At 30.4% G+C, this 24134-nt stretch carries 23 protein-coding genes; 12 read left to right on the forward strand and 11 right to left on the reverse strand.

The genetic code is table 11. From position 1 onward, the window contains the following. Positions 1-13 precede the first annotated feature (13 nt). Entirely contained in the window at positions 14-982 is a 969-nt protein-coding gene (locus JH146_RS03000; protein WP_048201629.1) for a respiratory chain complex I subunit 1 family protein, read from the forward strand. On the opposite strand, the gene JH146_RS03005 is transcribed toward JH146_RS03000, so the two are convergent. Continuing rightward, positions 938-1843: a coenzyme F420-0:L-glutamate ligase gene (locus JH146_RS03005; protein ID WP_048201630.1), complete on the reverse strand. Its 906-nt coding sequence runs from the start codon at positions 1841-1843 to the stop codon at positions 938-940. The genes JH146_RS03000 and JH146_RS03005 overlap by 45 nt on opposite strands. A 127-nt stretch (positions 1844-1970) precedes the next feature. Here JH146_RS03005 and JH146_RS03010 point away from each other — a divergent pair, with 127 nt between their 5' ends. The 6 genes from JH146_RS03010 (at position 1971) to JH146_RS03035 (ending at position 6011) form a co-directional block, all read left to right on the forward strand. Continuing rightward, the gene (locus JH146_RS03010) at positions 1971-2258 is read left to right on the forward strand and encodes a hypothetical protein (protein ID WP_048201631.1); all 288 of its coding nucleotides are present in this window, start codon (positions 1971-1973) and stop codon (positions 2256-2258) included. A gap of 21 nt (positions 2259-2279) precedes the next feature. Continuing rightward, positions 2280-3008, forward strand: coding sequence for a KaiC domain-containing protein (locus JH146_RS03015; RefSeq protein ID WP_048201632.1), 729 nt, complete (start codon positions 2280-2282; stop codon positions 3006-3008). Between the two features lie 28 nt (positions 3009-3036). Continuing rightward, positions 3037-3543, forward strand: coding sequence for a hypothetical protein (locus tag JH146_RS03020; RefSeq protein ID WP_236953681.1), 507 nt, complete (start codon positions 3037-3039; stop codon positions 3541-3543). Between the two features lie 60 nt (positions 3544-3603). After that, positions 3604-4095 (forward strand): transcriptional regulator, encoded by a 492-nt coding sequence (locus JH146_RS03025; RefSeq protein ID WP_048201633.1) that lies wholly within the window; start codon positions 3604-3606, stop codon positions 4093-4095. A gap of 65 nt (positions 4096-4160) precedes the next feature. Next, entirely contained in the window at positions 4161-4454 is a 294-nt protein-coding gene (locus JH146_RS03030) for an MTH1187 family thiamine-binding protein (RefSeq protein WP_048201634.1), read from the forward strand. A 15-nt stretch (positions 4455-4469) separates the two neighbouring features. Next, positions 4470-6011 carry a carbamoyltransferase C-terminal domain-containing protein gene (locus JH146_RS03035; protein ID WP_048201635.1) on the forward strand — a complete coding sequence of 514 codons (1542 nt, stop codon included), beginning with the start codon at positions 4470-4472 and terminating at the stop codon, positions 6009-6011. On the opposite strand, the gene JH146_RS03040 is transcribed toward JH146_RS03035, so the two are convergent. From JH146_RS03040 to glmS, 3 genes are read right to left on the reverse strand one after another with little or no spacing between them, the layout of a single operon-like run. Beyond that, entirely contained in the window at positions 5987-6520 is a 534-nt protein-coding gene (locus JH146_RS03040) for an adenylate kinase family protein (RefSeq protein WP_048201636.1), read from the reverse strand. The two genes, JH146_RS03035 and JH146_RS03040, sit on opposite strands and share 25 nt — an antisense overlap. Positions 6521-6548: 28 nt before the next feature. Further along, complete coding sequence (locus JH146_RS03045) at positions 6549-7031, reverse strand: hypothetical protein (protein WP_048201637.1); 483 nt, start codon at positions 7029-7031, stop codon at positions 6549-6551. 59 nt (positions 7032-7090) lie between these two features. Further along, positions 7091-10396, reverse strand: a complete 3306-nt coding sequence (gene glmS / locus JH146_RS08550) for a glutamine--fructose-6-phosphate transaminase (isomerizing) (RefSeq protein ID WP_081874454.1) — start codon at positions 10394-10396, stop codon at positions 7091-7093. Positions 10397-10523: 127 nt separating this feature from the next. Between glmS and JH146_RS03055 the strand changes: the two genes are divergently transcribed. Next, on the forward strand, positions 10524-10805 hold the full coding sequence (locus tag JH146_RS03055) for a UPF0147 family protein (protein WP_012980461.1): 282 nt from the start codon (positions 10524-10526) through the stop codon (positions 10803-10805). Between the two features lie 24 nt (positions 10806-10829). Here the strand turns inward: JH146_RS03055 and fucA are convergent, their stop codons facing one another. The 3 genes from fucA to lonB form a co-directional block, all read right to left on the reverse strand. Continuing rightward, positions 10830-11375, reverse strand: coding sequence for an L-fuculose phosphate aldolase (gene fucA, locus JH146_RS03060; RefSeq protein WP_048201638.1), 546 nt, complete (start codon positions 11373-11375; stop codon positions 10830-10832). A gap of 167 nt (positions 11376-11542) precedes the next feature. Next, the gene (locus JH146_RS08905; RefSeq protein WP_257719649.1) at positions 11543-11677 is read right to left on the reverse strand and encodes a hypothetical protein; all 135 of its coding nucleotides are present in this window, start codon (positions 11675-11677) and stop codon (positions 11543-11545) included. Positions 11678-11691: 14 nt separating this feature from the next. Further along, positions 11692-13659, reverse strand: a complete 1968-nt coding sequence (gene lonB, locus JH146_RS03070) for an ATP-dependent protease LonB (protein WP_048201639.1) — start codon at positions 13657-13659, stop codon at positions 11692-11694. A gap of 148 nt (positions 13660-13807) precedes the next feature. On the opposite strand from lonB, the gene JH146_RS03075 reads away from it, so the two are divergent. Further along, positions 13808-15160, forward strand: a complete 1353-nt coding sequence (locus JH146_RS03075; RefSeq protein ID WP_048201640.1) for an AIR synthase-related protein — start codon at positions 13808-13810, stop codon at positions 15158-15160. A 61-nt stretch (positions 15161-15221) separates the two neighbouring features. Next, positions 15222-16316, forward strand: a complete 1095-nt coding sequence (locus JH146_RS08485) for a transglutaminase-like domain-containing protein (RefSeq protein ID WP_052352070.1) — start codon at positions 15222-15224, stop codon at positions 16314-16316. Positions 16317-16348: 32 nt separating this feature from the next. On the opposite strand, the gene JH146_RS03085 is transcribed toward JH146_RS08485, so the two are convergent. From JH146_RS03085 to JH146_RS03095, 3 genes are all read right to left on the reverse strand, one after another. After that, complete coding sequence (locus JH146_RS03085) at positions 16349-17452, reverse strand: tryptophan--tRNA ligase (protein WP_048201641.1); 1104 nt, start codon at positions 17450-17452, stop codon at positions 16349-16351. A 291-nt stretch (positions 17453-17743) separates the two neighbouring features. Next, the gene (gene mmp3, locus JH146_RS03090; protein ID WP_048201642.1) at positions 17744-19240 is read right to left on the reverse strand and encodes a methyl-coenzyme M reductase-associated protein Mmp3; all 1497 of its coding nucleotides are present in this window, start codon (positions 19238-19240) and stop codon (positions 17744-17746) included. Between the two features lie 13 nt (positions 19241-19253). Beyond that, on the reverse strand, positions 19254-20645 hold the full coding sequence (locus JH146_RS03095; protein ID WP_048201643.1) for a lactaldehyde dehydrogenase: 1392 nt from the start codon (positions 20643-20645) through the stop codon (positions 19254-19256). Between the two features lie 151 nt (positions 20646-20796). Here JH146_RS03095 and rbcL point away from each other — a divergent pair, with 151 nt between their 5' ends. Beyond that, entirely contained in the window at positions 20797-22074 is a 1278-nt protein-coding gene (gene rbcL, locus JH146_RS03100; protein ID WP_048201644.1) for a type III ribulose-bisphosphate carboxylase, read from the forward strand. Between the two features lie 33 nt (positions 22075-22107). Here the strand turns inward: rbcL and JH146_RS03105 are convergent, their stop codons facing one another. Next, the gene (locus tag JH146_RS03105) at positions 22108-22947 is read right to left on the reverse strand and encodes a class I SAM-dependent methyltransferase (protein ID WP_048201645.1); all 840 of its coding nucleotides are present in this window, start codon (positions 22945-22947) and stop codon (positions 22108-22110) included. A 127-nt stretch (positions 22948-23074) separates the two neighbouring features. Between JH146_RS03105 and JH146_RS03110 the strand changes: the two genes are divergently transcribed. Continuing rightward, a complete protein-coding gene (locus JH146_RS03110; RefSeq protein ID WP_048201646.1) occupies positions 23075-23965 on the forward strand; it encodes a CBS domain-containing protein in 891 nt (296 codons plus the stop codon). The last annotated feature ends 169 nt before the right edge of the window (positions 23966-24134 follow it).

Consider the following 24134-nt stretch of genomic DNA (forward strand, 5'->3'; position numbering starts at 1 on the left):
ATGAGGGATAGTTATGATTGATAAAATTATTTCAATAATTGGAATCCCTGCATTGGCTTTTGCAATCTCAACCTATATTCCAGGAATTCAGAGAAAGATAGAAGCAAGAATACAACAAAGAATAGGACCAAGTATATTAGCCCCCGGATTTTGGGCATTTTTTAAGTTTCTATTTAAAGAGACAAAAACACCTGATGCTAACTTGCCAAAGTTATATAATTTATTGCCTTTGTTATCTATAGCTGTTTTATGGGCTATATTAGCTATAACATCAATAACATCTTTCTATATATTATCTAACGTTATTGGTATTGTTGGTTTGCTAAAATTGGAAGAGATGATGTATGTTATTCTTGGCTCTTTAGCATTTTCAATTATGGGTTGGAGGATGCCATTTATAGATGAGTGTAAGGGAACCCCATTTATAAAAACTTTAAAACTTTCATTGGAACAGTTAGGGGCTATAAGAAGCTTTAAAATGATAACCATTGGTTCATTTCCATTTTATTTGGCAATTTTCCTTCCATTTATTCAAAAAAATAGCATATTTTTAAAAGATATTGTTGGAGAGCCGTTTTTATTCTCATTAGCTGGAATATTTGGAGCTATATGCTATTTCATTGGCTATGTTATAATGATTAAAGAATATCCATTCTCAATAACTCACACAAAGGCGGATGTTATTGAAGGCCCTACAATGGAATTAATGGCTAAGTATAGGGCTTTATATTTAGCAAGTAAAGAGCTTTTATTAATAACCTTAGGAAGTTTATTTGCCACTCTATATTTAGGAATAGCCCCTGACATAAATAATCCAATAACAATCATTGAAAACTTTGCTATAGCTATAGCATTTCCAATATTAGCAACATTTGTTAGAGCATTTTCCCCAGTGCTTTTATTTAAACAAATATATCCTGTCTCATTTGTAGCAACACTAATTGGAGCTATTGGATTTATCTTTGCTTTGCTCGGGTGGTAAATACTGCTCTTTCATCTTCACAATAACTACTGGTGTATGCTCCAATTTTTCTAAAATCTCTTCAGTTATGATATAGATATTATACTTTTCCAAAACTTCATTAATGTTTTTTATTGTTTTATGCACTCTATCACAGATAAAAGCTATTCTAACAAGCTCACCAATTGAATATTTTTTGTAATGTTTTTCATTTCCAGCTATTGCTAATGGTGTACATCCAGCAAATCCACCAATCTTTAAAACATCTGCTAATCTTCCAAGAATAAAACCAAAAACACCAATTCCACTTAATATTCCATTTATAGCATAGGGGAGAGCAGTAACATAAAAATTTAAAACTCTATAGGTGGCATCAGTATCAGCAACCATAACAACTACATCAACACCCAATTCCTTTTTTATCTCTTTATATAGCTCTTCAGCCCATTTTTTTGGATTTTTTGGAAGAGGACAGGCATAAGTTCCGGGAACATTTGTTAAATCAATTCCACCTTCAGCATAAGGTTTTAAAGCATATATTAACCCAACAGTTTCTATAATTGTTTGTTTATGCTTTAATGTCTCTTCTTTTGGCATATTCCTTAAATTTTTTATTTTATCTTCTTTAACTTTCAACAACTTTCCAAGAACATATCCCCAAAGATATTTTGACCAATAGTAACAAAAATAAGCTAAAATTCCTGGTTTAAATTTACTTTCATCAACAAAATTTCCCTCAGCAGTTGAAACCATCTTTTCACTTAATACAACAAAATCCCCATCCTCTAATTTAATTCCACTATTTTTTATTGCTTCAACAACAGTTGGAATAAAATTTTCCCCTCTTTTTATGTATTTTGTTTTAATAGGGTAAGCTTTCATATTCTCACATGTTATAATAGCATTTTGTCTTAGCTATATTGAATTGGATAGGATATTTATAAATATACCTAATTGATAAAGTATTATTCTGTTAGAATAAAATCAAAATTTAACTATGTGGGGGAGTATGCCAAGAAGGAAGATAGACAAACTATATGTAAAAGTCTATTTCGAAGGTAACACAATAGAAGGCGAATATGATTTTGATGCAGTTACACACTTAAAAAATGGCATATTAAAATATCTATGGACTGGAAAAAAAGACCCGGTAATAATTTGGAATATGGAAAGTAAGTCATTTGCCATTATTGACCCATCAAAAGTTTGTGCTATAGAGATACAAGGTTCATTAATGTTCTTAGATGATATTCCTGAAAAGAAATTGGAAATGAGGTCATTTAGTGAGAGGGATTAATAGGACAAAAAAGGTGATAACATGAAAAAAGTAAAAACTGGAATTCCTGGAATGGATGATATCCTACATGGTGGAATACCTGAAAGAAACGTTGTTCTATTATCTGGAGGTCCTGGAACTGGAAAATCTATATTCTGTCAGCAATTTTTATACAAAGGGACTGTTGAATACAATGAGCCAAGTGTTTTAGTAGCTTTAGAAGAACATCCAGTTCAAATTAGAGAGAATATGAAACAGTTTGGATGGGATGTTAGAAAGTTAGAAGAAGAAGGAAAATTTGCTATAATAGATGCCTTTACCTATGGTATTGGAAGTGCTGCAAAAAGAGAGAAGTATGTTGTAAATGACCCAAATGATGAAAGAGAGTTGATAGATGTCTTAAAAACTGCTATAAATGATATTGGAGCTAAGAGAATAGGGATTGATTCAGTAACCACCTTATATATAAATAAGCCAATGATGGCAAGGAGGACAGTATTTTTATTAAAGAGAGTTATCTCTGGTTTAGGATGCACAGCTATATTCACTTCTCAAATATCTGTTGGGGAGAGGGGTTTTGGAGGGCCAGGAGTTGAGCATGCAGTAGATGGGATTATAAGATTAGATTTGGATGAAATTAATGGAGAGTTAAAGAGGAGCTTAATTGTCTGGAAGATGAGAGGAACAAGCCATTCACTGAAGAGACATCCATTTGATATAACTGATGAAGGAATCATTGTATATTCAGATAAAGTATTGAAAGTTAGATAAAACCTTAAATAAAATATTTGGGATGAATATGGATGTATATTTTTATATGTTTATTTTTACTTTACTATTTTTAGGAATTGCTTTCATTCTTGGGTTATATTTGATATTCATAAAGCTTACGGGATTAAGGTTGATAGATTATTTTCCAACATTCAAAGAGAATCGTCTAAAAATGATTTTTAGTATTTTAAGTGTAATTCTTGCCTTTCTCATAAATTGGTTGGTTATGAAAAATCTTAGTTTTCTATTTGAGGTAATTCATCCAATTGCATCATTTGGAATATTTTTAACAGGAATATATTTTTTGCTAAGGTTTTTATTTCTCAAAAAAGTCCCATTATCTAAGTATGAAAAAAGATTTGTTGGGAATGCTATTGTGATATCAGTAATTTTAGAATCCCTTAAAATCTCTGAGTATATGGGCAAACATAATATTGCCTCTCCAATAACAGTTACTTTATTTTTTGTTATTCCTGTTGTTATATTTTTAATTGCAAGTATTGTTTATGAAATCCGCAAAAGCTTTAAATACTAAACAATCTATAAAATAATATTAGAAATAAAATAAAAATAAAAGATTTTGTGGGGGATGACTATGATACCATTAGTTCCAACATCTAAGACAGAAATAGACAAATTAGAGCATGTTTTAATATTGGGAACATTATTTAGACCTGAGATTTTAGAGTTAATAAAAGACCCTGTAGAGAAAGTTACATGGGTTGATTCTTTAGCTATTGCTTCAGGAGCTTTAGCAAGAGAGAAAGCTGGATATACAATAAGAGAAATTGCAGATGAATTAGGAAGAACTGAACAAACAATTAGAAAGCATTTAAAAGGAGAAACAAAAGCAGGAAAGCTTGTTAGAGAAACCTACGAGATGATGAAGAGAGGAGAATTAAATATTGAAGAGGTAGAGAAATTCTTAGAAGCTGTTGTTAGAAAAGAAGAGTTAGAAAAATTGTCAGATATTAAGAAGTTAGAAGAAGAAATTGAAAAACTTAAGAAAGAGAACGAACAGTTAGCTAACAAATTAGAAAAAGTTAAAGAGAAATTAAAAGAATTATTAAGTGATTTAGAAGAATAAATAAGCTTTTCATCTATTTTATCTTTTAATGTTTTAGTTATTTTTATAATTTTTAGGTGATTATAATGAGAAGAGTGGTAGCTGAAGTCTCCATAATTCCTTTGGGAAAAGGAGCAAGTGTTTCAAAGTACGTTAAAAAAGCAATTGAAGTTTTTAAAAAATATGATTTAAAGGTTGAGACAAACGCTATGGGAACTGTGTTGGAAGGAGATTTAGATGAAATTTTAAAAGCTTTTAAAGAAGCTCACTCAACGGTTTTAAATGACGTTGATAGAGTTGTGAGTAATTTAAAAATTGATGAAAGGAAAGATAAAGAAAACACAATTGAAAGAAAATTGAAAGCGATTGGAGAGCTATAATTTTGTGGTGTTTGTATGATTCTCGGAATTTGTGATGGGCATAATGCAAGTGCTTCTTTAATAGATAAAGATAAAATTTTATTTGCAATGAGTGAGGAGAGATTTACAAGGAAGAAAAATCAGAGAGGATTTCCAGAAAAATCAATAAATTATATTTTAAATAAAGTTAAAGATAATGAAATTGACTATGTTTCTATTGGTGGAGTTTTTAGGAGAGGAGAAAGAATAAGAAAATTAAAAGAATTTCAAAACAAAATAAATAAAAAATTTCTCTATTTTTATCACCATATGGCCCATTCATATTTATTTAAGTTGTCAGAGTTTAAAGAAGCTTTAGTTATTTCAATAGATGGGGGAGGGGATGGGTTATCTTTTTTAGCATCCATAGCAAACAAAAATAACTTGGAAATTATAGCTCAAAGTGATTTGATTGATTCCGTTGGTGATTTTTACGCATCAATAACTGAGCTTTTAGGATTCAAACCTATGGAAGATGAAGGAAAAGTTATGTCTCTATCTTCTTACGAAGGAGAAGATGATATAGATTTGACAACTATTGACTATATAACAGAATTAAAATCATTTAAAAACTATTTAAGAGTTATTGGCTATGAAGCTACCAAAGCATTAAAAAAACTTATAGTAAAAGATAAAAGCCAATTATCTTTTGAAGATAAGGTTAGAATATCCAAATTTGCTCAAAGAACTTTAGAAAATATTGTTTTAAAGGCAATTGATGATTTATCTAATGAATATAATATAAATAATATCGTTTTTGTTGGTGGAGTAGCTCAAAACGTTAAATTAAATTCAAAAATAGCCGAAAAATACAATTTATTTGTTCCACCTTTTATGGGGGATGAAGGACTTTGTTTAGGGGCAAGTTTAGCTGACAAAAAGATAGATAGGATAAACATAAACAACACATACTTTGGATATGAGATAGATAATAAAAAAGTTGAAAAAATTTTAGATGAATTAAAAAACAAACTTAATGACTATAAAATAGATTTCATTGAAGAAAAGGAAATTCCAGAAATTATTGGAAATTTAATAGTTGAAAATAATGTTGTATGTTTAGTAAGAGGAAAAATGGAGTTTGGGCCGAGAGCTTTGGGTAATAGAAGCGTTATAGCTTTACCAACAAAAGAAAATAAAGAGAAAATTAACAAAAAGTTAAAAAGAAGTTGGTTTATGCCATTTGCTCCAACAATACTGTATGAGTTTGTAGATGAGTATTTAATAAACCCACGATACTCCCCATTTATGACCCAAATATTTAAAGTTAAAGAAGATAAGATAAAAGAAATAGAGGGAGTTATCCACGTGGATAAAACTACAAGGCCTCAAACATTAAAAAAAGAGTCAAACAAAACATACTATGAAATAATAAAATATATCTACGACTCTATAGGCATTCCAGTTGTTTTAAATACTTCTTTTAATTTACATGGCGAGCCAATAGTTTGCAATGAGAAAGATGCAATAAATAGCTTTTTAAGGGCAGATTTTGATGCTTTGTTGTTAGGAAATTATTTAATTTCCAAGGTTAAGTAATCAAAATATTCCTCTGTCCAATTTACAATCCCTTTCCTTTCTTTTTTATGTTTTATTGCTTCAACAATCTCATCAACTATATCTTCAACATCTCTGCTTGTTGTATCTATCTCATAAACTTTGCCTTTACTCTCACATAGGCAGACATCTAAAATCTCTGCCTGAACATTCTCTAAAACCTTTTTTGGCTTATAACCTCTCTTTTCTAACCTTTCTTTAATAATCTCTGGATTGCATCTAAGCACAATAATATAGTCAGGATTTAAAAGATGAGATACATGGCCATCTAATATAATAGTTTTTTCTTTCTCCTCAATCTCACTAACGAATTTTTCTAATTTCTCAAAATCAATAACGTAAGAGTCCATATCTTCATCTTTTTCAGTGTATAGTTTATATTTTTTAACAGCTTCAGTTATATCAATAACTTTTATTCCTAATTTGTCTCCTAAAACTTTTGATACCGTTGTTTTCCCAACTCCTGGAGTTCCAGTTATTGCTATTCTCATTTAACCACCAAATAAAAAATAAAAATTTTTATACATTTTCAGCGTCATCAGTAATATCTGAAATGTATTTATCCAACATTACATCATCCCTATAAGCTAACAGCACATTTTCAGCAACAAACCCCAATTTGTAATTTAAAACATTCATATAATCCCTAAATTCATTAAGTTCTTTCAGAATAGATTCAAATGGCACCTCTTCAAAATTTACAATTACAACGTCATACTCTGGAATTCTGTCCTTTATATTTTCAAAGTCCAAAGGATGTTTAATCCTAACAACATACAATTTTGGTAGAATCTTTTCTACCTTGACAACTTCTTCTATTTCTTTTACCTCTTCCTCAGATTCTTTGGGCTCTAAAACTTCTGATTCAGTTTCTGTCTCACTCTCCAATATGTAAGCTGGCTTTTCCTCTCCAATAACTATATATTCCTCATCAGGAACTTCAACTGGTGTGGGCAAATCTTTATTCCCTCTAATCTTCTTTATAATTTTTTTTATAACCATAACTCTTCCCTCTTCCAAATTTTAAAATGTTATTTTATATTTTATTATATAAATTTAACTTATTCAACAGTAACACTCTTAGCTAAACCTCTTGGCTTATCCACATCTCTTCCAAGCTCAACAGCTTTATAATAAGCCAATAATTGGAAAGCTGGAGCATAAACAATTGGAGAAATCTCCTCAATCACTTCTGGAACTATGATATTTTCAGCTCCCTCTATTTCAATTGGAGTTATAGCTATAACCTTTCCTCCTCTTGCCCTAACTTCTTCAATATTTGACAATATAGAATTAAATACGGATGAATCTCTTGGAGGGACAATAGCTACAGTATCCATGTTTTTATCAATTAGAGATATAGTTCCATGCTTTAACATCCCCCCACTCATCCCCTCTGCATGTAAATAAGTTATTTCTTTAAATTTCAGAGCCCCTTCTAATGCACTTGCAATATTTATCCCTTTAGAGATGAATATATAGTTATTTACTTTTAGATTATTGGCTATTTCTTTAATTATATCTTTTTTATCTAAAACTTGCTTTATATACTCAGGAATCTTATCAATCTCTTTTTCATATCTGCTCATATCTCTACCCAAGAGCTTTCCATATTCGATAAACAACCTGTATAATATCATCAATTGAGAAGTGTAGGTTTTAGTTGCACAGACGGCTATCTCTATTCCTGCTCCCATCATAACTGTTATATCCACCTCTCTTGTAGCTGTACTTCCTAAAACATTAACTATAACCCCTGTTTTAGCTTTATTTTTCTTAGCAAATCTTAAAGCTTTTAATGTATCATAAGTTTCTCCACTTTGTGTAATTCCTATAACCAATGTTTTATCATCAACAACCCCTTTATTTAAAAACTCGGATGCATCACAAGCAATAACAAGCTTTCCAAGTTTTGCAAATAAATACTCAGCAACCATTGCTGCATGTAAAGAGGTTCCCATAGCTACAAAATAAACCCTATCATAATCTTTGATACATTTTGCCAATTCTTTAATTTCTTCAGCAGATATCTTAGCAGAAACCTTTAAAATCTCTGGCTGTTCCATAATTTCTTTTAGCATAAAGTGAGGATAACCCATTTTTTCAGCAGAGCTAATATCCCAATCAATTTCCATTATCTTTCTTTCAACAATATGTCCATTATTTTCTATACTTACTTCATAGCCGTTATCTTTCTTTTTAATTATCACTATATCTCCATCTTCTAAAGGAACTGCTTTATTTGTATAATCTAAGAAAGCTGTAATATCACTCCCTAAAAAATAGCAGTTATCTCCAACGCCCAATATTAATGGGCTTTCATTTCTTGCTCCAATTAATAGATTTGGGAAGTTTTTGTTTATTATAACTAATGCATAAGTTCCATTTAATTTTTTAACTGCATTTTTAACAGCCTTTATATAGTTTTCTTCATTAATTTCTTCAAATTTTTTTAACTCCTCTTCAATTAGATGAGGAACAATCTCTGTATCTGTTTCTGATTTAAATTTATGCCCCTTCTTTATCAACTCTTCTTTTAACTCCTTATAATTAGAGATGATTCCGTTATGAACTACTGCAATCTCTTCTTTACAGTCAGTATGAGGGTGAGCGTTTTCTTTACTTACATTTCCGTGAGTGGCCCATCTCGAGTTATGATTAATTATTAAGTTTCCAATAAAGTTATGGTAATCTTCAACCTCCAAATCATAAACATACTCAACATCTGATTCAATTTTCTCAATCTCAAATTTTGTCCAAACTATATCTGCATCTAAGAATTTCTTGAGGTAGTTTGCTTTATCAGACAGCCCTTTGCTATTTAATTCTTCAATGATTTTTTCTATTGTGTAATCGGTGCAATAGTTATCTTCATTTTTTATTGTTTTTAATGGAACTCCTACAAATTTTCTAATTTCTTTTTTAGTCAGTGGGACTGAAATATACCTAAAGTTAAGCCCTTTCATTTTATTTAATATATTATTTAATTTTTCCATTTTATCCTTTGCAGTAAAGCCAATGTATTTTTTAAACAACTCAAAGGACTTTTTATCACTTATGTATAGTTTATGAGCATCATTCCAATTTTCCTCTCTTCTCTTTGTTTTTGAATATGAGGCCAAAATTCCAAATCTTAACAATAAAAACTGAATCTCTTTTATAAAGCATTCAGAAGTCATTCCTATACCAATCTGCTTAGCATTAATTCCCACATAACCTTCTGCGTCAAATATTCCCCTTAAATATGATGCTACTAAGTCATTATTTAATCTAAATACAAATTCTGGAGTTTTCTCATAACCTGTTTTATTAAATAACTCTGGAATGTTTTCTTTAAACCAATCAACTAAGTATTTGCTGTTTATTTCCAATATGTAATGATTACCATCTCCTTTCTTAATATTTCCTTCTAAGTTAAAGACATTTTTAAACAGTTGATTGTATTTCTCTAAAACTTCTTTTCTTTCATCTTTCAATCTCAATATTCTATTTGAAGGGAAATATCCATCCCCAATAATATAACCAATAATTTGCATTAATTCTGGAGTAGGAGTTTTTGGAAATTTGACTGGATTTGTATAATGCAAATTATCTTTGTCTATAATCTCTTCAAAGTTGATGCCATAGAGGGAGCATAATTTCTTTAATCTCTCTTCTTCAATACTTTCCAATTTTCCATTTTCAATTTTTGCAATATATCTCTCTTTTACACCACTCAAATTCTCAACATCTTTTCTTGTTAATCCCAATTTTTCTCTAATTTTTCTTAGTTTATTTCTTATTGTATCATCTAACTTATAATGCCTTTCAACATAAACATCTTTAAACTCAACACTATCGTCAAAGTTATAATTTAATTTTCTCACTATACCAACTAACTCATTTCCATTCAAATCTTTAACAGGTTTTTCAACTATTTTTCCATTCTCTACAACAAACAATCTATGTTCTCCAGTGGTAATAAGCTCAGAAAATACTGTCTTTATTTTATACAACTCCTTTGGTGCTTTATGTTTAAACTTTTTAATTTTTTTATTATATAGTTTTAAATCCTTAAAATTAACTGATAAAACCTCCTCCTCTCTATCAATTTCAGAAATCTTCTTCATTCTTCCATCTGGGAGTATAACATAAGTATTAGGATGCAAACAATGTCCCAATCCAATATTTCCCTCAACATCTAAAAATCCCTCTTTTTCAGCAACCTCTTCAACTTTACCCACATTTTTTTTAATAATTAATTTATCATTATTATCAACAACTCCAATCCCACAGCTGTCATATCCTCTATATTCTAACCTTCTCAAGCCATTTAATAATATTTTTGATGCCTTATCATTACCTATATAGCCAATAATACCACACATATATTTCACCGATAAACCTAAATATTTCCTAAAGTAATAAATAGTTAAAGCTTACTAAACAATAATATTATCATTAACTTTAACTTCTCTTTTAAATATTATAATGTTTTGTTTGGAGGTGAGAGTTATGGTATTTGGTAGTGCAGCGAGTGAGAAAACACCTGAAGAAATATTAAAAGGAGTAGCTTTGATGTTGGATGAGATAATTAACGATACAACAGTTCCAAGAAACATTAGAGCTGCTGCAGAGAAAGCTAAGGAAGCTGTTTTAAAAGAGGGGGAGGAGCCAATTGTTAGAAGTGCAACAGCAATCCACATCTTAGATGAGATTAGCAACGACCCAAACATGCCACTCCACACAAGAACACAAATATGGAGTATTGTTAGTGAGTTAGAGAGAGTTAAATAAATAATTTAAAATTTAAAAAACATATTATTCCTTTACAAGAAGCTTTAAAAGTGTGAGCTTAGCTTGTTCTTCTAAAACTTCTACTTTTATATATGCATCTATTAAATCCCTACCTAAACAAACTACCCCATGATTTTTTAATACAATTACATCTTCATCTCTCTTTGCAGCTTCTTCAGCTAATTTTAAACTACCAGCTTCAAAATAATCAACATATCCAATTTTCTTTAAAAATATCTCTCCTTCTGGTGTTAAAAGCTCAATTTCCTTATTTATTGTTGATAAAAAAGTTGAAATAAGTGAATGGGTGTGAATTATTGCATTTATATCTTCTCTCTTCTTATAAATCATTAAGTGGAGATTTTTTTCTGATGTGGGTTTTCCTTTTATAACATTACCATCTAAATCAACTTCAGCTATATCATCTTCTTTCAAAAACCCTAAAATAGAGCCAGTTGGAGTCAGATATATTTTATCCCCTTCTCTAACAGACACATTACCTCCACTACCTACAACGTATTTCCTATCATACAATCTTTTGCAGATTTCAACAAACAACTTTTTGTTCATGATTTCACTTAAAATATTTTTATTAGTTTTAACATCAAAATGATAACAGTTATATAAAGAAATATAATTAAAATTCCCAAGATTATGATATTAATGCGGATTATTTTTAAATTTCTTTTTAAATCATCTATAGTTTTTATGTATATTCCCAAAGCTAACAATACTTCTTATTTTAATATTTTATTAGTTTTTTCATCTATTTTTTTCTCATTTTCTTTTAGTTTTGCATCTACTCTCTTCTCTATTTCTAAAATTTTTTTACTCAATGCTTCAAACCTCTCTTCTATCTCCTTTTCATTCATAGTAGCCCTTTTAATTATTTACTAACTTGTTCTATTTTTTCTAATTTATTTTTATTTATACTATCTAAATCAAATACAAGAGGAACTATCTCATCTAAAGTTTTTACAGGAATAATCTCTATCCCCTCTGTCTCAATAACATCTATCATGTTTGCCTCTGGAATAATAACTCTCTTAAACCCATATCTTTTCGCTGCCTCTATCTTTTCATTAACTCCTCCAATTGCCAAAACATTTCCACTTAAATCTAAGCTTCCAGTTATGGCAAAGTCCTGTTTTAGTGGAATATCTAATAAAGCAGAGATTATGGCTAAACAAACTGCAGCTGTAGCACTATCCCCATCAATCTTTGAATATGACTGGCTGAATTGGATATATATCTCTTTATTATTTAAGTCAATATCTTTCTTAGGTAGAGGAAGTTTTTTCTCAGCTACTAATTTCTTTGATAATGCTGAAGCTAAAGTTATTGAGTGCTTTGCAATATCTCCTGAAATATTTAATAGATGAGTTCCTGGATTCTTTGAATCTAATATTTGGACTATAATTTTTGTTACATCTCCAATTCCTCCAGCTCCTAAAACAGCTAAACCATAGACTACTCCAACTTTTGGTTCATCATTTGGCACTATATGCTTATATCTCTTGAAGTTTTTAATGTAGTTTAATGCAACTTGCTTCTCCATACTGTAGATTCCAGTGTCAAATACCTTTCTTATATGCTTTGCAGTGATATACACTTTGTTATTTTTATCTTTTTGAGTTTCTGGATGATATTCTCCTTTCTCATCAAAATTACCTAATAATTCCTCAATATCTTTACCCATAGCTACATCATTTGCCATTTTTATAATATTTGCGAGCAATCTTAACCTTAAAGTTAATTTATCCTTTGAACCAGCCAAATATTGAGCAATTTTAACAACTTCACAACATCCATCGTAAGTCATTGGATTTAGGTTGTTGTTTTTTATCTCTTGGACTATAAACTGCAATAACTTATCTCTATTTTCTAAGGTATTGTCCATCTTATTCTTTAAGACAATTTTATAGTCAATTCTATCCAACAATGGAGCTCTTAAATTATAAACATCATCCATGTTTCCAGACATTATTAGGATGAAATCACATGGTATTGGGTTTGTTTCTACTGTAGCTCCACTTGAATTTGGATTTCTCCCACTAATTGGAAGTTGTTTATCTTGTAGAGCAGTTAAAATATAATCCTGCACTTCTAATGGCATTGTCTTTATCTCATCAACATACAAAATTCCCCTATGGGCTTCGTGAATAGCCCCCAATATAATCCTTTTATGAGGAGGGGTTCCTAACGGTGGTCTTCCACCTAATGGACAATGCTTTATATCCCCTAACAACCTTGTTACGTTATAAGCGCTTGCCCTTACAAGAGGTCTTTTTTTACACTCATATAAGAGGACAGGTTTTAAATCCATTGGGCTTAAATTATTTCCCATTGAAGCTCTTGAAGCTCCCATTATACTTGTTAAAATAATTACGAATCCAAAGATTAAAACTATCAAAGAAGTTATAGTTACAGCTGCCAGTAGGTAATCTTGAGGTATATTTCTTAAAAGAACTTCAGATAATAGAATAGCAGTAACCATTATTAAAATTAAAGTAATAGAGCTTGGAGCTTTAAAATCTAATTTTGGGATTTCTTTTGAATCTTCTTTATACTCTCCATCTATAACTTCAACTATTGGCCTCTCCATATTCTTTAAATTTGGTTTTGCAATTACATAATAAGGTTTAAATTCTCCAAAATCGGATAAAATTTCTCCAACTGCTTTAACTATCATTGACTTTCCTACTCCAGGGTCTCCCAATAAAATAACATTTCTTTTATTTTTTACAGCAGATAAAACAATTTTAACAGCTTCATCCTGTCCAATAACTTGGTCAATTAATCTTGGTGATGGTTCAGGCAATTCCTCAGTAGTTTTAAATTTTATTGAAAACATACTCACACCTTTTAGATTAAAAATTATTATTTGCTGTAAATTGATGATACTAAAGTGATGGTGTAATAATATTATATATATCAAAACTATTATTGAAAATGCTGAAGCTAATATTTATATGTTTTTATAATGATTAGTTGGTGAAAGAATGGACTTAGAAGGATACGTTAGAAGATGCTTAAGGAAAAAAATTCCTGAAAATAAGATTATTGAAGACGGATTTAAGAGAATTTTAGAGATTAAAGAAGATATTGATGAGGAATTTGCAAGAAAGTTTATAAAAGCTATATTGGAAGAGGTAAAGACAACTGAAAAATTTAAAGAGATTGATGATGAGAATTTAAAAACTCTACTAAAATATCCTGAATCTAAGGTTACAATGGGAAAGATGGGAGTTGGGAGTAGAGGAGAAGGAGATTTCTTTGTGCATAGAGAGATAGCAAGGATAGTTAAAAGTACCAAAGTTAAAGCTTATGTTTCAGCTGAAGAACAGGATGATGCAGGAATTGTTAGAGCAGATGCAAAATATATAGTTGCTGCAATAGATGGAACACATTCAAGATTGAGTGATTTTCCATTTTTGGGAGGTTTTCATGTAGCAAGGGCTGCTTTAAGAGATATTTATGTTATGGGGGCAGAGGCTGTTGCTTTAATTAGTGATGTGCATTTAGCTGATGATGGAGATGTGGGAAAGATATTTGACTTCACAGCTGGAATATGTGCTGTTTCTGAGGCTGTTAATGTTCCATTGATTGGTGGAAGTACTTTAAGAGTTGGAGGAGATATGGTAATTGGAGATAGGTTGGTTAGTGCTGTTGGTGCAATAGGAGTTATTAAAGAGGGGGAGCCAACTGCAAGAAGAAATGCTGAGGTTGGGGATGTTATATTGATGACTGAAGGTGGTGGAGGAGGAACAATAACTACAACCGCTTTGTATTACGGATGGTTTGATGTAATTTATGAAACACTAAATGTAGATTTTATAAAGGCATGTCAGAATTTGATTAGAAGTGGTTTAATTAAAAAGATTCATGCAATGACTGATGTTACAAATGGTGGTTTAAGAGGAGATGCTTATGAAATTTCAAAAACAGCCAAAGTTTCTTTAATATTTGATAAAGAGAAGGTCTATAAAACAATTAATCCAAAGGTCTTGGAGATGCTTGAGGCATTGAATATAGACCCTCTTGGAGTTTCTACAGATTCTTTAATGATTATCTGCCCTGAAGAGTATGCTGAGGATATAAAAAAAGTTACTGGTGCTATTGAAGTTGGATATGTTGAAGAAGGTAATGAGAGTTATTTAGTTGATGGAAACAAAAAAATGCCTTTAAAACCAATGTTTAGAGAATCTGCCTATACACCAGTTAAAAAGGTTGTTGGTGAGAAAAAACCAGAAAACTTTGAGGAGATGAAAGAAAAGGTTAAAAAAGCATGTGATGAAGCAATTAAAAAGAAGGATTTTGTTGTTAAATTGTTGAAGAGTAGGAAGAAAAGATAAATATACAAAATCTCAAATAATTAAATAATGAATCATAGCGACGTCCACATTGGGATGCCACATGAACTATTTATTAAATTGGATTAATTTGTGGCAAGTAAAAATATCTGAGAACGATATTAAAAACACCAAAGAGTTGGCATATAGGTTAAAGGGAAATGATTTAATTGAAACCTTAACAAATATTTTAAATTGGCAGGAGGAAAATATAGAATATTGGTATGAAAGGGCAGATATGCTTTTAATTTTATGTTTTGGAAGTTTTGGACTTATATTTCTAATACTTTTACAATTATCAAACTATATGGATACTATTAGTTTTAAACATGTGGTAATGTATCTATGTATTTTACTATTATTTGGACTAATTTTTAATTTTATATATGTTATTACTTCTCTTACAATAATTAGCTTATTTGTCATCTATGCCCTCATATTTTTCTTGAATATTAAAGTATCTTTTCTAAATCTAATCACTGTTGGAATAATCGGTGCAATATTTGGTAATATGTTATACACTTATTCCAGATATTCTCATGTAATCAGAAAAAACAGAAAAAAATACACAACATTAGAAAGGTTAAAAAATATTTTAGTAATGATTTGGAAAACTTTTGGATTAAATATAACTATAAGAGATTACGCTAAATTAACATCTGCAATACTTCATAATCTAAATATTGAACATTATTTTTTATTCATTAATCGGCACGTAGCAGTAGGTGTGAAAATAAATGATACTTATTATGTAATTGACCAAAAACTGCCTCTGTATAGAATAGACGTCTGGCTTAAAAATCATAATGCAAAAACTGTAAAAATTTATAATTCAAAATTAGAATACTGTGGAAAATTTAAATTTGAATATTTCAAACAAGGAACCAAAATAACGAGTGAAAATCTTCAAAAAATAGAATCAGATATTAAAAATGAATTAAAAATTAATGAATCGAATGAAAAATGTGAATATATAAAAAGTATTCCATTTTATAATGTAATTGAGAATTATGATGAAGTAACACACCATTCTATCGTAAGATGGATTGTTAATCAAATTTATAAAGAGTTTTTAGTCAATATAAAAAACATACGCCAAATTAAAGTTAGTATTCATAAAAATCATATAATTGCCAATGTATATTACAAAATGAATTAATTAATACCAGAAATTAAAGAAATTTATATAATTTAATACTTCCCTTCCAAGATTTTTAAAGCAATTTCCTTTGCCTGCTCCCTCTTCTCTTTCAAATCTTTTAAAAACTCTACAACTTTTTCATAAGCCATTTTTTTACATTTACCACAAGTTAGCTCCCCACTTCTACATTTTTGATATATATCAGCAAGTTCTTTATCATCTAAGATTAAGTGATATAAGAATAACTCATAAACAACACATTCTTCTGGAATTCCTCCATATTTTTTATGCTCTTCTAAAGTTTCTCTTCCCCCGGTTTTAGCTGAGAATATCTTCTTTTTAACAGTTTTTTCATCATCAGTTAAAAATATAGCTGTCTCTGGCTTTGAAGAACTCATCTTTCCTCCTAACAATCCAGTCATAAATCTATGATAGGTTGAGGATGGCGGAATGAACTTAAATTCCTTAGCTCTATTTGCAATATCTCTTGTTAATCTTATATGTGGGTCTTGGTCTATTCCAACAGGGACAACAACAGGTTTTGGTTCTGGATTTAAGTTCTCATCAACTTGAGGATGTAAAATATCCGCAACTTGAACTATTGGGGCAAAGACATGTCCAATGTTTGTTTCTCCCTTAAATCCATAAATTGCCTTCATCTCACTCCAATTAGTTCTTTTAGATAAAATTAAAGCCAAATCTTTAACTTTTTGATATTTTGATTGTAAATAGACATTAATTTTTTCTGGGTCTAAGCCAAGGGCTATGTAGTTGGTTATATACTCATTTAAAGCAAGTTCTTTTGTTGTTTCAAAGCTCATGTTTCTTGCCCAGTATGCCTCTAAATCAGCTATTGGGATGTTTATATTGTCAGTGTATTTTTGATAAAACTTCAATAAATCAACGACCATCTTATGCCCAAAGTGCATTTTACCAGAAGGCATCATTCCACTAACAACTGCAAACTCTTTGTTATTTTTTATTGCATCAACTATTCTCTCAAAATCCCTATGCCCCAATATAATATTTCTCCTGAAAAAATGATGCTCATTTTTCAAATTATCCAAAACATCAGCTATTGGCTTAACTCCAAACTGTTCCATTGTTTTTTTGTAATCAATAACTGCCGGTGTCTCCCATGGTGTTAATTCCATCAGTTTCACCTTTTACTTGGTTAAATCTAAATCTTAATATTCAGTAGTGATTTAAATAAAAAGATAAAGTGAAAAAGAAATTGCTTACTAAATTATTATAAACACATTTTCCTATCATTAATGCTGCTTTTATAAATATTTGGTGTCATCAACCTTTCTATGATAATTTAGTAGTATTATATAATTAAACTGAAGAATAAGGCATCAATGTAAATTTTAATACTATTTATATGAAAAATGTCAAAATAAATATTAAATAACCATTAAAAGCTATAAAAAGGAAAATTTATTTTATTTTTTTAGCAATAGATAAATATCTTCCCCACTTTTAACACTTTTTAAATATTCTGCATTTTCAACTATTCTCCCAACAATGTTTGTTTTTTCAAAGCTCTCTCCTGTAGGTCCAAATTTCTCACTTTCTCCCAATCTAACACCAATCATTCCCTTATATCTACTAACCATGTTAGTTACTCCAATAGCACATTGTTCAACTTTATCTGTTGGCGTATTTTCAGGCAACAAACCTTTCGCATACTCAGGATTTCCTTTAAACATCACAACATCCTTATGTTTGAAATAAACATGAAGCTTTCCAACTCTTTTTGTTGTTAATCCAGTAGTCTTTCTAAAATACCATGTTGTTATTGGTGCTTTATCCTCATACAACTCTATAACAACTATTTTACTCTTATCTAATCCCCTTATTTTAACTTTCTTTTCCTTTAATACATCTAAGGTATATTCTGGCTCTTGCTCAACAACAATAGCATTTTCTAAATCCCCCTCTTTCTCTACCTCTATACCATACTTTTTAAACATCTCTTCTGCCTCTTCTATAGTTAAACCAATAGCACACAACCTCTCAGGAATTGTTTTTACAGACAAAATTCCAGAGTCAGAGAAGTCAATAAGCTCCATCCCCTCTTTAACTCTTCCAACAACTGTGTGAGATAAAGATGAACTCCTACTTTCCCTATAGATATAAACTTTACCCTCACCAACTCCGTAATTTCTTACTGTTATAAATCCTCTTTCTCTATCAATTAAATTCCCTTCCTCAATTTTTAATGTCTGCAATCTACAATCAGCAACATAGGTGTTTGTGTTTTCAGTTATCTCAAATATTCCATCTTCCATTAAAGCTAAACAATGCTCTACTGCTGAAGGTGTTCCATCAAACTCAGCTATAAAGTAGGTAAAGATTTTCCAACCATCTTCTAATTTTATATTTAAATCAGTTGTTACTAAGTAATCAACAGCCTCTTTTTCCTCTCTAATTGGTTCTATATCAATAATTTTATCCCCAACTTCTAATCTATCAATAACCCACTTACCTCCAACAACAATTCCAATCTTTGGCTCTTTTAATCCATAAACTGTCTCTACTCTTTTCTTAATAAATACAATATGCCCCTCATCCTTATCCAAACCTGATATACTTAAAGCTACATCCCATTTTTTAAACTCTTTTGGTTCTGTTGAGATGTCTAAATCGATAGTTGTTGAACCAAAGGCAACATCAATCCCACTAACCCATCTAAGCTTTTTCACGAAATCTTTATAATTATTTATGAAAAATTTGGCAGTCTCATTATCTTCAGTTATTGCTATTGTTATATTCCCCTTAGTTGTTTTAATTAAAAACTTCTTTGGAATTTTTTCAGCTTCTCTTTTAATTCCTTTTATAATAACAATATTTGTCCCTTCTTTGTAGTATTCATCCTTTATAACATCTCTTAGGGTTTCTCCAACCTTTTCCTTTCCATTTACAATTACCTTAGCCATAGTTTCACCAACATTATTTTGAGATTATAATTGTTTTTATATTGCTCATCTCTTCTATTGCATATTTAATGCCCTCTCTACCCAAACCACTCTTTCTAACCCCTCCAAATGGCATATTATCCTGTCTAAATAATGATGAATCATTTATAACTACTCCCCCAAACTCCAAATTCTCTGCAAATTTTAAAGCTTTATTTATATCATTTGTAAATATAGCTGAATGCAATCCGTACTCTGTGCTATTGGCTATATCAATCATCTCCTCTTCAGTAGTTCTAATTATTGGAACTACTGGGGCAAAAGTCTCTGTTCTACATAAAATGTTGTCCCTATCAACTTCCAATATTGTTGGATAAAAGAGAGCTTTATCTCTCTTCCCTCCTAAAAGCAATTTCCCTCCTTCATCAATAGCTTTTTCAACAATTTTTTCAACCCATTCTGCATGTTCAACGCTTATTAACGGCCCAACATCAGTTTTCTCATCTAATGGATTTCCTACATTAAGTTCTTTAGCTTTATTTACAAACATCTCTATAAACTTATCTGCTATACTCTCATCAACTAAAATCATCCCTACAGAGATGCAAACCTGCCCAGCATAAATAAAACTACCTTTTATTAAAGAATTAACTGCCTTTTCTAAGTTAGCATCTTTTAATATAATATTTGGATTAACCCCTCCCAATTCTAAGGTAATTTTTTTGAAACCAGCTTTTTTAGTTATTATCTCCCCAACTTTAACACTTCCTGTAAAGGATATCATATTAACCTTTTCATTAACAACTATCTCATCTCCAACAACCTCCCCAGCTCCAGTAAGTAAGTTATAAACTCCCAATGGAACATTGTATTTCTTTAAAACCTTTTCTATAATTTTAGCTAATTCTATACAAACAAGAGGGGCTTTTGATGATGGATGATGAACTATAACATTTCCAGTAGCTATAGCTGGGGCTATCTTATGAGCTGATAAATTTAGAGGGAAATTGAATGGTGTTATTGCCCCAACTATTCCAACAGGTTCTCTCTTTGTAAAAATCAATCTATCATCAGATGGAATTACTTCATCCCTAAACTCTTTAACATAGAAAGCGGCTAATTTAAATGTTCCAATACTTCTTTCAACCTCTACTCTTGCCTGTTTTATTGGTTTTCCTGCATCTATAGCCAATATTTTAGCAAGCTCTTCTTTCTTTTCTTTAATTTCTTTAGCTATTCTCATTAAGATGTTGTATCTTTTAGTTATGGAGAGGTTTCTCATAACTTCTTTATACTTTTCAGCTATATCTATAGCCTCTTTAACCTCCTCTCTACTTAAAGCAGGGATTTTTTTAATAACTTCTAATGAATAAGGGTTGATAACTTCAATATCTTCCCTATCTATCCACTTCCCATCAATAAACATAATTTCACCAAATAAAAAGAATTTAGTAATTTAACTTATAGTTTTATATCTTTTTCATTTTAAATGTTTCCAGCTAAATGTATTTATATAATTATTGTCAAAAAAATAGTTGTGAGTTATATGTTGATAATAATGTGGGGGAGGTTATATTATGGACTATATAAACTTAAACTACACACCAAACGAAAATGACTTGTTGTCTTGTATGATAATCAAAGGTGAAAACTTAGAAAAATTGGCAAATGAAATTGCTGGGGAAAGTTCTATTGGGACATGGACTAAAGTTCAAACAATGAAAAGCGATATTTATGAAAAATTAAGACCAAAAGTATATGAAATTAAAGAGATTGGGGAAGAAAATGGATACAAAGTTGGACTAATAAAAATTGCATATCCATTGTATGATTTTGAAATAAACAACATGCCAGGGGTTTTAGCAGGGATTGCAGGAAATATATTTGGAATGAAAATAGCTAAAGGTTTAAGAATATTAGACTTTAGATTCCCAGAAGAATTTGTTAAAGCTTATAAAGGGCCGAGATTTGGAATTGAAGGAGTTAGAGAAACTTTGAAGATTAAAGAGAGACCTCTATTAGGGACTATTGTTAAGCCAAAAGTTGGTTTAAAAACTGAAGAGCATGCAAAGGTAGCTTATGAAGCATGGGTTGGAGGGGTAGATGTCGTTAAAGATGATGAAAATTTAACTTCTCAAGAATTCAACAAATTTGAAGATAGGATTTATAAAACCTTAGAGATGAGAGATAAAGCAGAGGAAGAGACCGGAGAAAGAAAAGCTTATATGCCAAACATAACAGCCCCATATAGAGAGATGATTAGGAGGGCAGAGATTGCTGAAGATGCTGGAAGTGAGTATGTGATGATAGATGTTGTTGTTTGTGGATTCTCTGCAGTGCAATCATTTAGAGAAGAAGATTTCAAATTTATAATCCACGCCCATAGAGCTATGCATGCAGCAATGACAAGAAGCAAAGATTTTGGAATAGCTATGCTTGCATTGGCTAAAATTTATAGGTTATTGGGAGTTGACCAATTGCATATAGGAACGGTTGTTGGAAAGATGGAAGGTGAAGAAAAGGAAGTTAAAGCAATTAGGGATGAGATTGTTTATGATAAAGTTGAGGCAGATAATGAAAATAAGTTCTTTAATCAAGAGTGGTTTGATATTAAATCAGTATTCCCTGTTTCTTCTGGAGGAGTTCATCCAAGATTAGTTCCAAAAATAGTTGAGATTTTAGGAAAAGATTTAATTATTCAAGCAGGGGGAGGGGTTCACGGACATCCAGATGGAACTATAGCTGGAGCTAAGGCAATGAGGGCCGCTATTGAGGCAGTCGTAGAGAAAAAATCATTAGAAGAAAAAGCAGAAGAAGTTGAAGAATTAAAAAAGGCTTTAGAGTATTGGAAATAATCCCCAATATAATATTTAACAATAATTCTTAACTTAATCTTTTGGCTTTATAGCAACAACTCCCAATGCCTCTTCAACTCTTTTAACATTTATAAATCCAACTTTTCTCAACCTTTCCATTACTCCTTTTTGTAAATCCTTTCCTCTATATTTTTTTCCAGGGTTGCCTACATAATGAAACAACCTCCCTCCTTTCTTTAAAACTCTAAAAATTTCTTTATAAAAATCCTCGCTATATAGATGTCCAGCTAAGCTAAACCTTGGAGGGTCGTGGATAACAACATCAAACTCTTCATCTCTAAAAGTTTTAATCACATCAAATGCATCTCCTAAGATAATCTTAATGTTTCCTTTAAACAACTCTTCACTATATGGATTTATTTTAGCCAACTCTAAAACATTTGGATTTTTTTCTATTGTTATAACCTCAGCCCCTCTTTTATATGCCTCTATAGCAGTGTATCCTAAACCCATGCAAGTGTCTAAAACCTTTTCTCCTTTTTTTACTTTTACAGAGTTTATTTTATTTAAAGTGTCTTGATAAGGATTAACTTCCTTAGTTCTATGCATTCTTATTCCATTTATCTCAATTGTTGGTGGAATTGTTGGAACTAATTTGTAATAGCCATTATTCGATATTGCAGCTTTAAAAACTTCTCCATCTTTTATAAAGTATATATGTCCTTCATCCTTAGCAATCTTCTTTAAAATATCAAAGCTAACCTCTCCTTCAGGAAATTTAGCTACTTCTTTTTCCCTATCTATTATTATTTTCTCTTTATTTTCTGTTTTATTTAAATCTAAATTCAAAAAAATCTCTTCAGATTCTGAATTTAAAATTTCCTTAGCTATTTTTGATGTTAAATAATTCATAATCATCCCCATTGTTCTAAATTAAATCGTTAAGTATATATTTATTTTATTGCCATAAATATTTATCATAGATGTCAATAATCTATCATAATTTATAATCATTACTTTTTCTAATAGGGGGATTTTTATGGAACTTACTGTTGTTCAAAGGGAAATATTGCAAGAACTTATAAACCTATATAGAGAAAAAAATAGGCCTATAAAAGGAACTGAAATAGCCCTTAGACTAAATAGAAATCCAGGAACTATAAGAAACCAAATGCAAGCTTTAAGGGCATTAGATTTGGTTGATGGTGTCCCTGGACCAAAAGGAGGTTATGTCCCAACAAGTAAGGCATATAGAGCTTTAGGATTGGGGGATGAAGGGGAAATAATAGTCCCAATTTACAAAGAAGGAAAAAAAGTTGAAGGTGTTAAAGTAGTAAAAATAGAGTTTGACACTGTTTCACATGAAAAATATTGCTCATCAAAGATACACATTGAAGGAGACACTAAGCATTTCAATATTGGAGATGTCATCAGAGTTGGTCCTACTTATCATAATAAAATTATCATCAATGGAAAGATTATTGGAAGAGATGATATTCATAGAATTTTATTAATAGATGTTTTGGGAGTTTCAAGTATTCCAAATATAAAGGTTGGAGAAGTTGGAATTAAAGAAGTTTATACTATAAATCCAAATGATACTTTAAAAGAAACTGCTAAGTTATTTGCTGAAAAAAATATTAGTGGGGCCCCGGTTGTTGATAACGATAATTTAGTTGGGATAATTAGCTTGCATGACATTGCTGAAAATATAGAAAATATTGATAAGAAAGTTAAAGAAGTTATGAGTAGAAATGTTCTAACAATACACAAAGATGAAAAGATATACGATGCATTAAAAATTATGAACAAAAATAACGTTGGTAGGTTGGTTATAGTCGATGATAACAATAAAATCGTCGGAATTATAACAAGAACAGATATATTAAAGATTATAAGTGGTAAATTTCCAGAGAATTTCCATACTTAATAGAACCTAAGTAAAGCATATATATCATTTCAATCAATACTACACTACGGCTATAAACAAGGATGGGGATTTTTGTATTAATTAATTTAAACTCAATTTTATCTTTAAATCCTTGGATTTTATCAATCAATTTTTGATGAGGGATAACTATGATTAAAATTATAAAACT

The sequence above is a fragment of the Methanocaldococcus bathoardescens genome (assembly GCF_000739065.1).
GTDB classification, from domain to species: Archaea; AGJL01; Methanococci; order Methanococcales; family Methanocaldococcaceae; genus Methanocaldococcus; species Methanocaldococcus bathoardescens.

Excerpts from the sequence above, each read along its gene's own strand:
- JH146_RS03075 (WP_048201640.1), top strand. The coding sequence starts at position 13,808 with ATGGACTTAGAAGGATACGTTAGAAGATGCTTAAGGAAAAAAATTCCT.
- glmS (WP_081874454.1), bottom strand. The coding sequence starts at position 10,396 with ATGTGTGGTATTATTGGCTATATAGGTAATGATAAGGCATCAAAAATA.
- JH146_RS03005 (WP_048201630.1), bottom strand. The coding sequence starts at position 1,843 with ATGAAAGCTTACCCTATTAAAACAAAATACATAAAAAGAGGGGAAAAT.
- JH146_RS03020 (WP_236953681.1), top strand. The coding sequence starts at position 3,037 with ATGGATGTATATTTTTATATGTTTATTTTTACTTTACTATTTTTAGGA.
- JH146_RS03010 (WP_048201631.1), top strand. The coding sequence starts at position 1,971 with ATGCCAAGAAGGAAGATAGACAAACTATATGTAAAAGTCTATTTCGAA.
- fucA (WP_048201638.1), bottom strand. The coding sequence starts at position 11,375 with ATGAACAAAAAGTTGTTTGTTGAAATCTGCAAAAGATTGTATGATAGG.
- JH146_RS03085 (WP_048201641.1), bottom strand. The coding sequence starts at position 17,452 with ATGGAATTAACACCATGGGAGACACCGGCAGTTATTGATTACAAAAAA.
- mmp3 (WP_048201642.1), bottom strand. The coding sequence starts at position 19,240 with ATGGCTAAGGTAATTGTAAATGGAAAGGAAAAGGTTGGAGAAACCCTA.
- JH146_RS03045 (WP_048201637.1), bottom strand. The coding sequence starts at position 7,031 with ATGGTTATAAAAAAAATTATAAAGAAGATTAGAGGGAATAAAGATTTG.
- JH146_RS03110 (WP_048201646.1), top strand. The coding sequence starts at position 23,075 with ATGGAACTTACTGTTGTTCAAAGGGAAATATTGCAAGAACTTATAAAC.
- JH146_RS08485 (WP_052352070.1), top strand. The coding sequence starts at position 15,222 with ATGAACTATTTATTAAATTGGATTAATTTGTGGCAAGTAAAAATATCT.
- JH146_RS03000 (WP_048201629.1), top strand. The coding sequence starts at position 14 with ATGATTGATAAAATTATTTCAATAATTGGAATCCCTGCATTGGCTTTT.
- JH146_RS03095 (WP_048201643.1), bottom strand. The coding sequence starts at position 20,645 with ATGTTTATTGATGGGAAGTGGATAGATAGGGAAGATATTGAAGTTATC.
- JH146_RS03040 (WP_048201636.1), bottom strand. The coding sequence starts at position 6,520 with ATGAGAATAGCAATAACTGGAACTCCAGGAGTTGGGAAAACAACGGTA.
- JH146_RS03025 (WP_048201633.1), top strand. The coding sequence starts at position 3,604 with ATGATACCATTAGTTCCAACATCTAAGACAGAAATAGACAAATTAGAG.
- JH146_RS08905 (WP_257719649.1), bottom strand. The coding sequence starts at position 11,677 with ATGAATGAAAAGGAGATAGAAGAGAGGTTTGAAGCATTGAGTAAAAAA.
- rbcL (WP_048201644.1), top strand. The coding sequence starts at position 20,797 with ATGGACTATATAAACTTAAACTACACACCAAACGAAAATGACTTGTTG.
- JH146_RS03015 (WP_048201632.1), top strand. The coding sequence starts at position 2,280 with ATGAAAAAAGTAAAAACTGGAATTCCTGGAATGGATGATATCCTACAT.
- JH146_RS03055 (WP_012980461.1), top strand. The coding sequence starts at position 10,524 with ATGGTATTTGGTAGTGCAGCGAGTGAGAAAACACCTGAAGAAATATTA.
- JH146_RS03035 (WP_048201635.1), top strand. The coding sequence starts at position 4,470 with ATGATTCTCGGAATTTGTGATGGGCATAATGCAAGTGCTTCTTTAATA.
- JH146_RS03105 (WP_048201645.1), bottom strand. The coding sequence starts at position 22,947 with ATGAATTATTTAACATCAAAAATAGCTAAGGAAATTTTAAATTCAGAA.
- JH146_RS03030 (WP_048201634.1), top strand. The coding sequence starts at position 4,161 with ATGAGAAGAGTGGTAGCTGAAGTCTCCATAATTCCTTTGGGAAAAGGA.
- lonB (WP_048201639.1), bottom strand. The coding sequence starts at position 13,659 with ATGTTTTCAATAAAATTTAAAACTACTGAGGAATTGCCTGAACCATCA.